The organism is Streptomyces armeniacus (genome assembly GCF_003355155.1).
Taxonomy (GTDB): Bacteria; Actinomycetota; Actinomycetes; order Streptomycetales; family Streptomycetaceae; genus Streptomyces; species Streptomyces armeniacus.
Window position 1 is genome coordinate 3,551,917 of record NZ_CP031320.1, and the last position, 15,623, is coordinate 3,567,539.

Annotated in this window: 15 protein-coding genes; 7 read left to right on the plus strand and 8 right to left on the minus strand. The window is 73.6% G+C overall.

Annotation, left to right across the window (positions count from 1 at the left end; translation table 11 throughout):
• Positions 1-96 precede the first annotated feature (96 nt).
• Positions 97-414 (minus strand): hypothetical protein, encoded by a 318-nt coding sequence (locus tag DVA86_RS15320; protein ID WP_208878948.1) that lies wholly within the window; start codon positions 412-414, stop codon positions 97-99.
• Between the two features lie 104 nt (positions 415-518).
• Here DVA86_RS15320 and DVA86_RS15325 point away from each other — a divergent pair, with 104 nt between their 5' ends.
• Positions 519-896, plus strand: a complete 378-nt coding sequence (locus DVA86_RS15325) for a hypothetical protein (protein WP_208878949.1) — start codon at positions 519-521, stop codon at positions 894-896.
• A gap of 135 nt (positions 897-1,031) precedes the next feature.
• On the opposite strand, the gene hutH is transcribed toward DVA86_RS15325, so the two are convergent.
• The 7 genes from hutH to DVA86_RS15360 all read right to left on the minus strand — a co-directional run bounded on the left by hutH (position 1,032) and on the right by DVA86_RS15360 (position 9,692).
• Positions 1,032-2,627 carry a histidine ammonia-lyase gene (gene hutH / locus DVA86_RS15330; protein WP_208884725.1) on the minus strand — a complete coding sequence of 532 codons (1,596 nt, stop codon included), beginning with the start codon at positions 2,625-2,627 and terminating at the stop codon, positions 1,032-1,034.
• A 144-nt stretch (positions 2,628-2,771) separates the two neighbouring features.
• Positions 2,772-3,932, minus strand: a complete 1,161-nt coding sequence (locus DVA86_RS15335) for a GGDEF domain-containing protein (RefSeq protein WP_208878950.1) — start codon at positions 3,930-3,932, stop codon at positions 2,772-2,774.
• A gap of 177 nt (positions 3,933-4,109) precedes the next feature.
• Positions 4,110-4,955, minus strand: a complete 846-nt coding sequence (locus tag DVA86_RS15340; protein WP_208878951.1) for an enoyl-CoA hydratase/isomerase family protein — start codon at positions 4,953-4,955, stop codon at positions 4,110-4,112.
• A gap of 439 nt (positions 4,956-5,394) precedes the next feature.
• The gene (locus DVA86_RS15345) at positions 5,395-6,471 is read right to left on the minus strand and encodes an adenylate/guanylate cyclase domain-containing protein (protein WP_208878953.1); all 1,077 of its coding nucleotides are present in this window, start codon (positions 6,469-6,471) and stop codon (positions 5,395-5,397) included.
• Between the two features lie 244 nt (positions 6,472-6,715).
• Entirely contained in the window at positions 6,716-7,582 is an 867-nt protein-coding gene (locus tag DVA86_RS15350; RefSeq protein WP_208878954.1) for a biotin--[acetyl-CoA-carboxylase] ligase, read from the minus strand.
• Positions 7,583-7,660: 78 nt separating this feature from the next.
• Positions 7,661-8,635: a LysR family transcriptional regulator gene (locus DVA86_RS15355; RefSeq protein WP_208878956.1), complete on the minus strand. Its 975-nt coding sequence runs from the start codon at positions 8,633-8,635 to the stop codon at positions 7,661-7,663.
• A gap of 16 nt (positions 8,636-8,651) precedes the next feature.
• A complete protein-coding gene (locus DVA86_RS15360; protein WP_208878957.1) occupies positions 8,652-9,692 on the minus strand; it encodes a LysR family transcriptional regulator in 1,041 nt (346 codons plus the stop codon).
• A 302-nt stretch (positions 9,693-9,994) separates the two neighbouring features.
• On the opposite strand from DVA86_RS15360, the gene DVA86_RS15365 reads away from it, so the two are divergent.
• The 6 genes from DVA86_RS15365 (at position 9,995) to trxB (ending at position 15,446) form a co-directional block, all read left to right on the plus strand.
• Entirely contained in the window at positions 9,995-10,747 is a 753-nt protein-coding gene (locus tag DVA86_RS15365) for a tRNA-dependent cyclodipeptide synthase (RefSeq protein WP_208878958.1), read from the plus strand.
• Positions 10,747-12,126: a purine-cytosine permease family protein gene (locus tag DVA86_RS15370; RefSeq protein WP_208878960.1), complete on the plus strand. Its 1,380-nt coding sequence runs from the start codon at positions 10,747-10,749 to the stop codon at positions 12,124-12,126. Before DVA86_RS15365 ends, DVA86_RS15370 begins: the two co-directional genes overlap by 1 nt.
• Position 12,127: 1 nt before the next feature.
• Positions 12,128-12,496, plus strand: coding sequence for a rhodanese-like domain-containing protein (locus tag DVA86_RS15375; protein WP_208878961.1), 369 nt, complete (start codon positions 12,128-12,130; stop codon positions 12,494-12,496).
• A gap of 42 nt (positions 12,497-12,538) precedes the next feature.
• Entirely contained in the window at positions 12,539-12,985 is a 447-nt protein-coding gene (locus DVA86_RS15380; RefSeq protein WP_208878977.1) for a thioredoxin family protein, read from the plus strand.
• 110 nt (positions 12,986-13,095) lie between these two features.
• Entirely contained in the window at positions 13,096-14,424 is a 1,329-nt protein-coding gene (locus DVA86_RS15385; RefSeq protein ID WP_208878979.1) for a S8 family peptidase, read from the plus strand.
• Complete coding sequence (trxB, locus tag DVA86_RS15390; RefSeq protein WP_208878980.1) at positions 14,421-15,446, plus strand: thioredoxin-disulfide reductase; 1,026 nt, start codon at positions 14,421-14,423, stop codon at positions 15,444-15,446. Before DVA86_RS15385 ends, trxB begins: the two co-directional genes overlap by 4 nt.
• Positions 15,447-15,623 lie beyond the last annotated feature (177 nt).

Sequence of the window (15,623 nt, forward strand, 5' to 3'; positions counted from 1 at the left end):
AGACACCTGATCGTGATCCTCTGCCGCTCTGAACGACCGTGACCGACAGGTATGGGATCTTCCGGACTCCCGGGTGCCTGCCCGGCCAGTCCGCCGCTACACCTCGTCCGGCCAATCGCCGGCGTCATCCATGTCACACACACGCTGCTCGCTGCCCCAGCTCGCGTGCGCCAGCTCAACTCCCGGCAATCCCTTGACCAGGTCGAACGGATCGACGAGATATGAGAGCGCCTCCGCCGGGTCCGCCGCCACGGCCGCGCCGACGCGCTCGCGCTCCGCGTCCGGCACGTGTGCGTCCGCCGCCAGCTGCTCCCGGGCGGCACCGGCCAACGCGGCGGGATCGGCGATCTCCACGACGAGTTCCACCCGGAGCCGTACGTGGGGCGAGGTGCCGGAGGGGGTGTCAGCGCTCATGGCAGCGAGCGTATGCGCCCTGGCCTCCACTTCTTTCCCACGACCCGCGGCGTCACTAACATCAGCCCCTGCACTGCCGATTCGCAGCACCTAGGGGGCTCCCCGTGCCCATACCGCCCACCGCAACCGCTCACCGCAGGCCACTGGCCACGGCGGTCGTCGCGGCGGGGGCGCTGCTCGCCGTGTGGTTCCTGCCCTCGGCGAACACCTCATCCGACATGGCCTCGACCGGCGCGGTGAACAGTGCGCACGCCGCCCCGGGTAACGGACATTCCGCACATAGCGGGCAGTCTCCGGACAACTCCGGCACTTCAGTTGAGGCAGAGAGCCAGGACGGCAAGCAGCCCCGGGCGTCCGGCGAAGCCGACGAGGACACCGGCAGCACGCCGTACGTCCTCGGCGGGGTGGGCGTCGGCGCGGCCGGACTCGGACTGCTCGCGGCACGTGCCGTACGGCGCGACCGCGGCACGGCGCGGACCTGAGCCGCACGGCGCGGACCTGAGCCGCACGGCGCACACCTCAGCCGCACCGCGCGGACCTGAGCCGCACGGCGCCCGTTCAGCAGGTACGCGCGGGGCGCGGGCGCCGTCCGTACGGGCGCCCGCTCCGCCCCGCCGTCAGACCAGCGGCCCGGTTACCGACTCCGCCGCCGCGACCAGCCCGCCGCTCCGTACGAACGCCTCGGCCGCCGCCATGTCCGGTGCCAGGTGACGGTCCTGGCCCGCGCCCGCGACCCCGGCGTCCCGCGCCGCCGCGAGCACCGCGCGCGATGCCGGCGCCGGCACGGGCCCCTCCGCCGCGCGCAACTCGACGGCGCGCGCCGCCGCGTAGAGCTCGATGGCGATGATCCGCGTCAGGTTGTCCACCGCCGTCCGCAGCTTGCGCGCCGCCGACCAGCCCATCGACACGTGGTCCTCCTGCATCGCGGAGGACGGGATCGAGTCGGCCGACGCGGGCACCGCGAGCCGCTTCAACTCGCTGACCAGCGCGGCCTGTGTGTACTGCGCGATCATCAGCCCCGAGTCGACCCCGGCGTCCTGCGCCAGGAACGGCGGCAGCCCGTGCGAACGGTTCTTGTCCAGCAGCCGGTCCGTGCGGCGCTCTGCGATGGAACCGAGGTCCGCGGCGGCGATGGCGAGGAAGTCGAGCACGTAAGCGACGGGCGCGCCGTGGAAGTTGCCGTTCGACTCCACTCGGCCGTCGGGCAGCACCACCGGATTGTCGACGGCGGAGGCGAGTTCGCGCCCGGCGACCGTACGGGCGTGCGCGAGCGTGTCCCGTACGGCGCCCGCGACCTGCGGGGCACACCGTACGGAGTACGCGTCCTGGACGCGCGGCGCGTCGTCCTGGTGGTGCCCGGTCAGGCCCGAACCGGCCAGCACCTTCCGCATGTTGGCCGCACTGTCGGCCAGCCCCGGGTGCGGCCGGATGGCGTGCAGCTCGGGCGCGAGCACCCGGTCGGTGCCGAGCAGGCCCTCCAGGGTGAGCGCCGCGGTGATGTCGGCGGAGGTCAGCAGCCGCGCCAGGTCGGCGCAGGCCATGACGAGCATGCCGAGCATGCCGTCGGTGCCGTTGAGGAGGGCGAGGCCCTCCTTCTCGCGCAGCTCGACGGGGGCGATGCCGTGCTCGGCGAGCAGCTCGGCGGCGGGCCGTACGGCGCCCTCCGCGGCGCCCGTGCCGCCCGCGGCGCCCGGCGCGGACCCCCGCGCCGCGCCGGGCCCTTCGGCCTCGCCCTCGCCCAGCAGCGTCAGCGCGCAGTGCGAGAGGGGGGCCAGGTCGCCGGAGCAGCCGAGGGAACCGTACTCGTGGACGACGGGTGTGATGCCCGCGTTGAGCACGTCGGCCATGGTCTGCGCGACCTCGGGGCGTACGCCCGTGCGGCCCGAGCAGACCGTCTTGAGCCGCAGGAACATCAGCGCGCGCACCACCTCGCGCTCCACGCGCGGGCCCATGCCCGCGGCGTGCGAGCGCACGATGTTGCGCTGCAGCTGGGCGCGGAGACCGGGACTGATGTGCCGGACGGCGAGAGCGCCGAAGCCGGTGGAGACGCCGTACACGGGCTCGGGCTTGGCCGCCAGGTCGTCGACGAACCCGCGCGCGGCGGCGATGGCGTCCAGGGTCTCCTGGGAGAGCTCGACCCGGGCACCGTCCCGGGCAACGGCGAGAACGTCCTCGGCGCTCGTGCCGGACGGTTCCACCACCACAGTGTGCATATTCATATTCAGGCACCCTAGAGAGTGAATCGCAATCTGTCACGGCCGGGTGAATCGCGGTGCCCGCGCGGCTCCGCCGCGTGGTCGCCCCGAGGCGACGACCCCAGCCGGGCGAGCCGAGCACAGTGAAGCGGAAACGATTCCTCAATGCGGCGCGCTCCCCCTGAAGCGGCGCCGTTCACCCCCCGGCCGGGCCGGGGCGTCCGCCAGCCGGATCACCGGGTCCTCCGGGCCGCCGTCCCGCCCCGCGACGACCGGTTTCTCCGCGCGCGCCGCCTTCGCGCGGTACTGCGCCGCGTCCGCCAGCCGGAACAGCCGGCGCGCGGACCGTACGGGCCCGATCGGGTCGCCCGTCGACGCGACCCCGCACGCGACGCCCTCGCCCAGCTCCAACTCCCCTGCCCGGCGGCACAGTTCGTCCGCCGCGCGCACCACCTCGTCGGCGGGCAGGCCCACCGCGAGCAGGCAGAACTCGTCCCCGCCCAGCCGCGCCGCCAGCGCGCCCGGCAGCATCGCGCCGCACAGCGACAGCACCGAGCCGAAGCGCTCCAGCAGCCGGTCGCCGGCCGTGTGCCCGTGCTCGTCGTTCACGCGCTTGAGGCCGTTGATGTCGCATACGGCGAGGCTGACGACAGCGTCCTCCGTACGGTGCAGCTCGATCGCCTCGTCCAGCCTGGCGTCCACTGCGCGGCGGTTCGCGAGGCCCGTGAGGGGGTCGGTGAAGGCGAGTTGGCGCACCTCCTCCAGCCGCTCGTTCTGGGCGATCCCGGCCGCGATGATCGCGGCGAGCACGGACGCGAAGTCGGCGTCGTCCCGCCGGAAGACCGGTGCGCCGGCCTCCCGCGCGACGTACAGCTCGCCCCACGCCCGGCCGTGCAGCACGATCGGCGCCACCACGCAGCAGCCGCGGCCGCGGCGCCGCAGCGCCTCCGCCCGCCTGCCGCTGGCGCGCGCGCTGATGTGTGCGCCGACGCGGGTGCCGTCCGCCGTCTCCACCCAGGCGTGCGGCTCGCCGCCGCCGCACGCCCAGCGCTCGTGCAGGAACTCGGTGATCTCGGGGAAGTCGTGCACCGGGTACGACTCGTCGTCCGGGTACTCCGCCTCGTCGTCCGCGAGCGCGCCCACGTTCACCAGTACGCGCAGCCGCCCGTGCTCCCGTTCCCAGACGGAGACCGCCGCGAACGCGCCGCCCATCGCCTCCCGGGCGCCCGCGGCCGCCGCGTACGCGACCTCGAGCGACGTGTGGGCCGCCGCCATGGCCTGCGCCAGTTCCACGACCGCCCGCAGCCGCGCGTCCTCTCCCATGCGCCCAGCCTAGAAGTGTTCGGCGCCCGGCGCCGTGTCATGCGCGCCGGGTATTTCACCCGCCGTACGCCCGCGCGCGGCACCCGCCGTACGCCGACACGGTGCACCCGCACCACCCCGGCTACGGCCGACGGCGGACGGGCCCGCCGGGCGGCCGGTCCCGCCCCCGTTCCGGCGTTACTCCCCCGGCCAGTCCGGCTTCCGCTTCTCGTTGAACGCGGCCACGCCCTCCGCCCGGTCCCCGGAGAACGCGGTGCTGCGCCAGGCCGCGTCCTCGATCTCCAGCCCGGCCCGCAGGCCGGTGCCCCAGCCCGTACGCAGCGCCCGCTTGGCCGCCCGCAGCCCGACCGGCGAGTTCGCGGCGATACGGCCGGCCAGCGCCAGCGCCTCCGTACGGTCCTCGCCCGGCCCCACCAGCTGGTCCACGAGCCCCAGCCCGTGCGCCTCCGGCGCCTCGACCCGGCGCGCGCTGAAGATCAACTCTGCCGCGCGTGCGGCACCCACGCGGCGCGGCAGCAACTGCGTACCGCCGCCGCCCGGGATCACCCCGACCGACACCTCCGGCAGCCCGACGACGGCGCTCGGGTCGGCCACGATGAGGTCGCAGGAGAGCGCCAGCTCGAAGCCGCCGCCGAGGGCGTAGCCGTGTACGGCGGCGATCGTCGGCATGGGCAGCTCCAGCACGCCGGTGTACGCGGCCCGCGCGTGCGGGCGCTGACGGCCCAGCTCGGCGTCCGTGAAGGAGTTGCGCTCCTTGAGGTCGGCGCCGACGCAGAAGGCGCGCTCGTGCGTCGAGGTCAGGACTACCACCCGTACGGAGGTGTCCCGCGCGAGATCCGCGCAGGCGGCGGCGAGGCCGCGGGCCAGCTCGGTGGAGACGGCGTTCATCGCCCCCGGCCGGTCCAGCACCAGCTCGGCGACGTGCGCCGCGCCCGCTCCCTCGCTCGCGCCGTCGCTCGTACCGTCGCTCGTACCGTCGCTCGCTCCGGTCCTGACCTCGACCCACTCGCCGTACCGCGTCATCGCACGCTCCTCACCCGTTAACGGCCGCTCACGTCTTCACGCTGCGGAGCATCATCGCGCACGCCGCGTGCGCCGTGCGCGGCGGGCCAGCGCGCCGACACCGCCCCCGAGGCCGCCCCTCGGCCCCGCCCAGCCGTCCGGCGTTCGAGGCGGACCCGAGCCACATCAGCCCGTCCGGCGATTGAGGACGGCCCTCAGCCACGATGTGCGTACGGCCGCCGACGGCCCAGGACCCGACGAACCTCCGCCCGGCGACCGCCCCCGTCCGTCCTCAAACGCCGGACGGGCTGGATTGCGGGACCGCGCCACCGTCGCTCACCGCACGCACGCCTGGGTTGGGGGACCGCGCCGCCGTCGCATGCCGCACGCACATCCCGGCCCGGGGAGCCGGGCAGGTTGCGCAGGGGCATCGCGTACGCGGCGGGCGAACCCCCGGGGGTCAGGTGCGGCGGGTCAGGAGCCAGGGTTCGACGATGCCGAGGCCCCGGACCGGCCGCCGGTACAGCGGCTGGAGCGCGAAGCGGAAACCCGAGAGGTCCTCGCTCTCCTTCTCCGACTCCGGCGCGTCACCCGCCGCCGTGAGCTCCGAGCGGAACGCGTCGTCCACCAGCACCGTGTCCTTCGGCGCTATCGACGTCAGCCGGCTCGCGAGGTTGACGGTGTTGCCGAAGACGTCGCCCATCCGCGTCGTCATGGTGCCGAAGGCGATGCCGACGCGGAGCTCCGGCATCGTGTTGTCGTTGCCCATCGTCTCGATGAGCCGCATCCCGATCTCCGCCGCCGTGCCCGCGTCCTCGGCGACGTACAGCACCTCGTCGCCCAGCGCCTTGATCAGCCGACCGCCGTGTGCGGCGACCAGGTCGGCGGCGGTGGTCTCGAACGCCTCGACCAGTTCGCCGAGTTCCTCGTCCTCCAGCCGGCGGGTCAGCCGGGTGAAGCCGACCAGGTCGGCGAAGCCGATCGCCTGCCGCCGGTCGACCATCTCCTCCTCGTCGTTCTGTACGACCCGTCCGGTGGCCGCCGCCAGCTGGCGGCGCCAGACGTACACGAGGAACTCCTCCAGCTCCGGCAGCAGCAGCTGGACCAGCGGGTACGTGACCTCGTTGCGGGTCATGCCCGGCTCGGGCGGGTCGGTGAGGCTCTCCAGGAACGAGTCCACCTGCCAGTCGGCCAGCCGTGCCGTGGTCTGTCCCGCCGAACGGGCGACCTGCACCGCCATCGACTCGCTGAGCAGCCCGGCCTCCACCAGGCCGGAGAGCCGCCGCAGGGCGAGCACGTCGCCCTCGGTCAGCGCGCGGGCCTGGCCTACGTCGGCGAAGCCCATCGCGCGCCAGAAGCGGGACGCGAGCTCCATCGGCACACCCGCGGCGCGGGCCGCCTGAAACGGCGTGTACTGCCGCGGCGAACCGAGGATCAGCTCCTCGATCCGAAGGGCACTGGGGTCGTCCTCGGGGCCGCCGTGCGGGGACGCGGAGGCCGCCTCGCCGCCGGGAGTGTCCGGCTCATCCACGGCCACTGCCCGCCCCTTGCCAGGTCCGGTCGTCCCTGTGCACAGCCCTTCCGTTCTCTTCCCTGTCATCGGAGTACGCGGAATCCCAACAATACGGCAGGTGTGTGCCAGCTCACTCTCTCTCCGGCACGTCCGTCACGCCCGGCATCACGCCGTACGCCCCGGACGCACACCCGGCACCCGGGACGGACCCACACCGGCGCCCGTGCCGCCACCCGCCGCGGCCCGTGCCGCGGCGCACCGCGCCGCCTCAGTCGTCAGCGCCGCGCAGGTGCACGATGTCACCCGCCCCGATCGGCCGCTGCATACCGGCCGACGTGGCGAGGACCAGCCGTCCGTCGCCGTCGACGGCCACGGCCTCGCCGGTCACGTCGCCGCCGCCGGGCAGTTCCGCGCGTACGGAACGGCCGAGCGTCGCGCAGCCCGCGGCGTACGCCTCCTGAACGCCGCTCGCTCCCGGGTCGCCGTCCGCGCCGTTCCAGCGGCCGTACCACTCCTCCAGCGAACGGAGCACGGCGCGCAGCAGCGGATCGCGGTCCGTGCCCTGAGCCCCGGCGAGCGCCAGTGAGCCCGCGCCGGGGGCGGGGAGTTCGTCGGCGCGCAGCGAGACGTTGAGCCCGATGCCGACGACGACGGCGCGTTCGCCCGCGCGCTCCGCGAGGATGCCGCCGATCTTGCGTTCGCTGCCGTCGACGTCGGCGAGCAGGTCGTTGGGCCACTTCAGGGAGGTGTCGAGGCCGGCGGCGCGCGCGAGCGCGGTCGCGGTCGCGACGCCGGTGAGCAGCGGGAGCCAGCCCCAGCGTTCGACGGGCGCGACGGGCTCGAGCGCCATGGAGAAGAAGAGTCCGGAGCGCGGGGGCGCCGTCCAGCTGCGTTCGAGCCGGCCGCGTCCGGCGGTCTGCTCCTCCGCCACGAGCACCGCGCCTGCCCCGGCGTCCCCGGCGCGCACGCGCTCGACGAGTTCGGTGTTGGTGGAGCCGACCTCGTCGAGCACGTCGAGGGAAGTGAACATGCTGCCGGGGCGCACCAGCGCGCGCCGCAGCGAGTCGGCGTTCAGCGGTGGCCGATCAAGGTCGGACCAGCGGTTTCCCTGGCCGTCGGGCGGTTTCCGGGTCATACGGCCAGCCTAGTCCCGGTACGGGGCGCGCGCCCCGGTGACCGTACGACCCGCACGCCGCCCCCGTACGGTCCGCGGTCAGCCGTACGTCTCGCGCGCCAGCGCCGCGAGTTCCGCGCCGTGCCGGGCCAGCCCGCCCCCCGCCGGCCAGGCGAGCAGCAGCAGGCAGCGGGTGGCGTCGTCGTTCAGCGGGAGGTGGACGATGCCCGGGACGGGCGCCGGCCCGTGGTAGCCGAGCAGCACCGCGCTCATCGCGCAGGCGCGCGCGGTCGCGTCGGTGCGGTCGGCGGCGCAGCTGACGGGCAGTCGGATGCCGTGGCGCTCGGCGGCGACGACGAGGTGGCGGCAGAGCGCGCCGTGCCCGGCCTCGGCGAGTACGGGGATCCCGGGGCCCTGGCCGGACAGGTCGCGGAGGTCGGCGAGGGTGACGCAGGGGCGGCGGGCCAGCGGATGCTGGGCGGCGACGCCGACGTGGAGCCGTTCCTCGGCGATGACGGCGGTGTCGACCCGGCCGGACAACGGCGCGTCCAGCACCGGCCAGTGGCGCAGGACGGCCAGGTCGAGGCGGCCGCCGCGGAGGAGCCCGAGAAGCACCTCGGGCGACTCGTCGAGGCGCAGGTCCAGCGGCGTCTGCGGGAGCAGCGTGGCGAGGGTGGAGGTGAGGGCGGGCAGAACGGTGGTGGGGACGGCGCCGAGCCGTAAGGAGCGGCCGGTGCGCGGTGCGCCGGCGCCCTCGCCGCCGTGCTCACCGTCGTACTCGCCATCGCGTTCCGCGTCGTACTCGGCGGCGTGTTCCGCGGCCGACAGCAGGAGCTGGTCCACCAGCGGCAGCACGGTGTCGGCGCCGCGCAGCAGCATCCGTCCGGCCTGGGTGGGTGCCGCCCCGCGGCTGTGCCGCTGGAACAGGGTGAGGCCGGTGACGCGTTCGATGCGCTGCAGCTGGCGGCTGATGTTGCCCTGGCTCGTGCCGAGTTGACGTGCGGCACCGCTGAGGCTGCCGGTGTCGGCGACGGCGCGCAGCAGTCGCAGGTCCTGTATCTCGATGTCCCCCATGGCCCGCGGCGGCGCGCTACGGCACGCGGGTGCGGTCGGCGCCCTCGGCGGGCCGCGGCACGACGGACGGCGGCACGACGGACGGCGGCACGACGGACGGCGGCACGACGGCCCGCGGCACCGCGGACGGCTCAGGCAGCGTGCCAGGCGCGAGGCAGACGCTGGCGCGCACCCGGTACGCCTGCGCGAGCAGGGCCACCAGGGCGGGCACGTACGCGGCGATGCGGCTGTCCTTGCGGTACGCCACCGAGTGCCGGACGCTCAGCTCGAGATCCGGCAGGTACCGCTGGATCACGCCGGGCGCCAGCGCCCGCGACACCTGAAGCAGGGTCACGCACCGCTGGTGCCGGACGACTTCGCAGCGGGGGCCGGTCACGGGGATGTCGTACGCGACGCGCGGGCTGAAGCCGTACGGGCCGCACAGCCGGTTGAGGAAGTCGTGGCAGCGGTCGGGCCCGGACGTGGAGATCCACTCCTCGTCGGCGAGGTCGGCCAGGCTGAGCCGGGCCGCCGAGGCCATCCGGTGGCGCTCGGGGAGGACGGCGACAACCGGGATGTGCGCGAGCGGCACCTCGACCACCGCGTCGCCGCACGGGAACAGCCGGTCGGTCGACTGCTCGCGCAGGGCCACGTCGACCTCGCCGTCCCGCAGCAGTCGGGTCAGCTCGTACGAGGAGCCGGCGGCGACGATCTGCAGCCGCTCGTCGGGGCACAACCGGCGCAGGCAGTAGAGGAGTTGCTCGTACATCGCGCCGGCCGACCAGGCCACCCGCAGGGTGCGGCGGTGGTGCTGCTGGTGGTGCCGCACCTGGTGGCCCAGCTCGTCGAACTGCCGGATGATCGTCTCGGCGTGCGTCAGCACCGTCTCGCCGAGGGCGGTCGGGCGTACGCCGTCCGAGCCGCGCTCGAACAGCGCGCCGCCGAGCAGCTCCTCCACACGGCGGACCTGCCGGCTCAGCGCGGGCTGCGGCAGACCGAGCCCGGCGGCCGCCCTATTGAGGGATCCGGCAGCGGCGATCGCGCACAGATTCCGTAAGTGGCGCAGCTGCAAGTCCATGAACTGAAGTTAACAAAGCCGGAGTTCCGTTGACGACTTTTCTTGCGCGGGACACCGAATCCGCACCGAGTTCGCACCGAGCTCCCTTGCAGGGCATACGGATCGCCGCCAGCAAGACGCGCGTAGACACTTTCCCGAAGCCATCCCGGCGAAAAGCGAAATGCGCGCGCACGGGAGAGATATGTCCGTGCGGCATAGCCGGGTGACACTACCCCGGCGCCAGGCCGGAGCGCGACGATCCGGTCAGCGAAAGGCACCCCCCAAGGTGACACGGCTTGCCCTCTTCCGTTCGGAGGAAGTTTATGTTCGACGTTGAACCACTTACCGCGGGATGCGGTGAGTTACTGCCCAGGGCCACCCATGTGTGTATTGGCGTCAGCCCCTTCAACGGCTACTTCCGCACCCCCCGCATCACGGCGTTGGCGGAATGGGCCCTGCGCACCTTCGACGGCTGCCACTTCTTCGTCCCCGACACGGTCGCCGCGTACACCCTGCAGGCCCAGGGCTATCCGCTCGGCCGGGCCCGGCACAAGGCGCAGCGGCAGGGCCAGTACGTCCACAACAAGGTGGCCACCGCGCTCCGTTCGCTGGCCGTGCCCGACCCCTGCGAACAGGTGTGGGGCATGGACCGGCTGCGGCGGAACGCGCGGTACGCGGAGCTGCTGGACGAGGCGAACGGGCTGTTCGACGGCGACCGGCGGTTCCGCGACGCCTGCCTGGACGCCTCCCGCTGGGTGCTGGAGCACAAGCTGGCACCGGGCGCCGAGCCCACCCGCGAGCAACTGCTCCTCGCCGTGCGGTACTTCCTGGCCGAGCTGCCGCTGTTCGCCGACTCCGGCGGCATCGCGGCGGCCGAGGGCGCGGGGGACGGCGGCGTGTCGATGTTCGTGTACCACCAGCGGGTGCGATTCCTGGAGCGCTTCTACGGCGGCGAGTTGCCCTGGTCCGCCGCCCCCGGGCAGGGCTTCCTCGTCGTACGGGAGCACGGTTCGGGGCCCGCGCCGGAGGCCGGGCAACGGCGCCGGGACGCCACGGCACGGGTGACGGTGAGCTGATGTCCGCCGCGGAGAGCGGCACCCGTACGGCCGCCGGGAGCAGCGAGGCGCGGGACGACTACGCGCTGACCCGGGTGCCCGAGGAGGCCCGCCGGTCGTGGGTGTCGGTGGCCGTGCAGCGGTTCGGGCAGGTCTCGTCCTTCCAGCAGTTCCTGGTCGGCGCCGTGCTCGGGTTCGGGATGCGGTTCTGGGACGCGGTGCTGGCGATCACCGTCGGGTCGGTGATGCTCGAGACCGTCACCATCCTGCTGGGCGTCGCCGGGGTCCGCGAGGGCCTCTCGACCTCCGTGCTGGCCCGCTGGTCGGGATTCGGACGCAAGGGCTCCGCGCTGGTCGGGCTGCTCATCGCGCTGAGCCTGGCGGGCTGGTTCGGGGTGCAGAACGGGGTGTTCGCGCAGGGGATGCACGATCTGGCCGGCGGCTGCCCGCAGTGGGTCTGGGCGCTGCTCGGCGGGGCCGTGATCACGGTCATCACGGTGTACGGGTTCTCGATGATGGCCTGGACCGCGTACCTCACGGTGCCGGCGTTCCTCTTCCTCGCCGCGTTCTCCGTGGTCGACACCCTGCGCGGCCACTCCCTGACCGCCCTGATGGAAGCGCCGCCGCCCGGGCCCGCGCTGTCGCTCGCGGAGGGGACGACGCTGGTGTCCGGGGCGTTCATCCTCGGCGCGATCATGACGCCTGACATGACCCGGTTCAACCGCCGGCCCGCCGACGTCGTCAAGCAGACGCTGATCAGCGTGACGCTGGGCGAGTACCTGATCGGGCTGACGGCGGTGCTGCTGGCGCAGGCCGCACGGACCGCGGACATCGTCGGCATCATCACCACCTCGTCGGGCGTGCTGGGCACGCTGATCCTGGCGACCGCGATTCTGAAGATCAACGACTGGAATCTGTATTCCTCTTCGCTGGGCCTGGTCAATTCCCTGGACGTGCTGTTCGGACGGCAGGTGAGCAGACGGTCGGTGACCGTGCTGATCGGCGCGGCGGGAACGGCGCTGTCCGCGGTCGGCATCATGGACCGGTTCACGGATTTCCTGGAGACGATCGGAATTTTGGCGCCGCCGGTGGCCGGCATCATCATCGCCGAGTATTTCGTGGTACGGCGCTTCCGCGGCGAGTTGGACCGGGCCCGGCGGGCCGGCGTACTTCCCGGAAACCAACAGGACTGGATGCCGCTGTCGTTGGTGTGCTGGGCGGCCGCCGCGCTCGTCGGCAAATTCGTCGACCAGGGCATTCCCACGATCAATTCGCTGCTCGCCGCCTTCGCGCTGTACGCGGTCGCGGGCCGCGTACGGACGGCGCGTACGGCACGCCGTCCCCCGCCTTCCGCCGGGGCCGGGCCATTGGACATCACGCTGACGAAAGCCGGAGGTTGACGTGCTTCCCCTGGTGACAAGGGACGAGTTGAAGAAGGAGATCGACGCGGGCTCGGTGACCGTGGTCGACACCATGCCGGCCGACTATTACCGCGCCGAGCATCTGCCTACCGCCGTGAACATTCCCGGCTTCCCCTACGAGCAGGCCGCCGCGTTCACCGACGAACTGGCGCCGCGGCTGCTGCCCGACCCCGCCGCGCCCATCGTCGTGTACTGCGCGAACGTGCCCTGCCGCAACAGCGAACTCGTCGGCGCCCGTCTGCTCCGCCTCGGCTACACCCACGTGCGCAAGTACCGCGAGGGAATCGAGGACTGGGTCGCCGGCGGCCTCCCCACCGCGAGGAAAGGAGACAACGCGCCCCACTCGTAATCCCTCCACGGTTTTCCTCCCCCAAAGGAAAGGAATTGACCCATGCTCAGAAAAGGAACGGTCGTGGCCGCCGCGGTGGTCATGCTGCTGGGCGGTGCCGCCCTCCCCGCCTTCGGCGCCTCCCCCGCCGCCTCACAGGCCGCCGCTCCGGCTCCGGCCGCGGACCCGACTGTCATCGATGTGACCTCGGAGAACTACCAGCAGGTCATGGAGATGTCGAAGGAAAAGCCGGTCGTCCTCGACTTCACCGCCGAGTGGTGCCAGTGGTGCCAGAAGCAGAAGCCATATCTGCAGCGGTACCACGACGAGGACGACGGCTCCTGGATATGGGCACGCGTCGACGTCGACCGGAATCCGGACCTTCAGCGGCAGTGGGGCGTCCGCGGGATTCCCGCGCTGCTGAACATCCAGAACGGTGAGGAAGCGGGCAGCCGCCTCGTCGGATTCGACGGGCCGGAATCCCTGCGCCGCTGGCTGTCCAACCTCTAGTTCCCCGGCCAGTCCCCCAGCGCCCGGCGTCCCCGCGGGGGCGCCGGGCCGTACGGGCCCGCGCCCCGCGCGGCGGCGAACCCCCTTGCGAGAGGTACCCCATGACCCCCATGACCAAGAAGCACCTGCTCCGGGCGGCGGCCGTGGCGACGGCCGCCGCGGCGGTGGCCCTGCCACCGCACTTCTCCCCCGCGCACGCCACCCCCGCCGCGGGGACCGGCGAACGCGGCGTCCACGTCGTACAGATACACGGGACCGACGCCACCGAAGAGGCCGTCACCCGGCGGGCCGAGGAGATGACCGCCGACAACGGCGGCGAGCTCCGCCGCGTCTACCACTCCGCGCTCCAGGGTTTCTCGGTGAGCCTCACCGAGGCGGAGGTCGACGCGTATCTCCGGGACGCCCGCGTGAGTTCGGTGACGGGCGACCGCACGTACGAGGTCGCCGCCCGCCCGTCGCGGCCCGCGCCACACGGCCCGCACCGCGCGGGCACGCACGCGCCCTCGCCGCCCCCGCGGGATGACGGCGGCACCCAGCCCGATCCGCCCTCCTGGGGCCTGGACCGGCTGGACCAGACGGACCTGCCGCTGGACGCCTCGTACACCTACCCCGGCGACGCGGCCGGCACCGACGTGTACGTCCTGGACACCGGAGTGCGTGTCAGCCACGCGGAGTTCGGCGGCCGTGCCCGCGCCGCGTACGACGCCGTCGAGCAGCGGGAGGGCGGCCGGTCCGGCACGGACTGCCACGGCCACGGCACCGCCATGGCCGCGACCGCCGCGGGCAGTTCGTACGGTGCCGCCAAGCAGGCCGGCATCGCCTCCGTACGCGCCTTCCGCTGCGACGGCACCGCCACCATGGAGCACCTCATGACGGCCGTGGACTGGATCACCACCGAGGCCACCGCGTCCGGCCGGCCGGCCGTGGTCAACCTGGGATTCTCGGGACCGCCCGGCTCCGTACTCGACCTGCAGCTGTACGAGATGACCGTGCGGGGCGTCGCGTACACCGCGGCCGCCGGCAACGGCGACGCGGACGGGACGGGCGGCGACGCCTGCGACGTCACCCCCGCCCGGCAGACGACCGCGATCACGGTGGCGGCGACCGGCCCGGACGACACCCGGCCGAAGTGGTCCAACCACGGTTCCTGCGCGCACCTGTTCGCGCCCGGCACGGACATCGTCACCGCCGGCGCCTGCAGCGACACCGCCCGGACCACCCTGACCGGCACCTCGGCGGCCGCGGCGGAGACCGCCGGGGTGGCGGCCATGCATCTCGCCGGGCACCCGGAGGCGACGCCCAGGGAGCTCGACGCGGCGCTGATCGCGGCCGCCACCAAGGACCGCGTACGGGACCCCGGCGAGGGGTCGGGGAACAACCTCCTGCACACCGTCCCGGCCGGCAGCGCCACCACGGACGACCGGCGGGCCGAGCGGTGAGCGCCCCCGAACGCGACGCCGTACGCGATGTCGTACAGGACGCCGTACGCGACGTCGCCGTCATCGGCTCCGGCCCCGCCGGCTACACCGCCGCCCTCTACACCGCGCGCGCCGCCCTCCACCCCCTGGTGTTCTGCGGCTCGGTCTTCGTCGGCGGCGCCCTGACCACCACGTCCGACGTGGAGAACTTCCCCGGCTTCCCCGACGGCGTCCTGGGCACGGAGCTGATGGAGCGGATGCGCGCGCAGGCCGAACGGTTCGGCGCGGACCTGCGGGACACCGACGTCGTACGCGCCGACCTCGCCGGCGACATCAAGACCCTCACCGACGAGGACGGCACCGTGCACCGCGCCCGTGCCGTCGTGCTGGCCACGGGCTCCCGCTACCGCAAGCTCGGCCTCCCGGGCGAGGACGAGCTGTCCGGCAGCGGCGTCTCCTGGTGCGCCACCTGCGACGGCTTCTTCTTCCGCGGCCAGGACGTCGCCGTGGTCGGCGGCGGCGACTCCGCCCTCGAAGAGGCCACGTTCCTGACCCGCTACGCCCGCAGCGTCACGCTCGTCCACCGCCGCGGCACCCTCCGCGCCTCCGCGGTCATGCAGCAGCGCGCGTACGCCGACCCGAAGATCCGGTTCGCCCTGAACAGTGAGATCGCCGTGATCCACGGCGACACCCGGCTGCACGGCGTCACCCTCCGCGACACTTCCGACCGCCGCGCCCCCGGCCGCGAACTGGCCGTCGGCGGCCTCTTCATCGCCATCGGCCACGACCCCCGCACCGAGCTGTTCCGCGACCAGCTCGAGCTGGACGGCCACGGCTTCCTCGCCGTACGGGCCCCCACCACCCGCACCAGCCTGCCCGGCGTCTTCGGCGCCGGAGACGTGGTGGACCACACGTACCGCCAGGCCGTCACCGCCGCCGGCACCGGCTGCGCCGCCGCCCTGGACGCCGAGCGCCACCTGGCCGCCCTCGGTGACGCAACGGTCACCGAGAGCACCCCCGAGGCGGTGGTCGCCACCGGATAAGCACGGGATGACCCCCATATGACCACCGGGTGGAGCAACACGCCCGGCGCCGCCGCAGCCCTCGTACGGTGCCCGCGGCGGCGCCGTACGTACGCCGTGCGTAACGGGGGTGTGTCCAACGCCGCAGCGACGGGGAACGGCCGCACGGATAACCTACGAACGAGTAGCCCCCGAGAC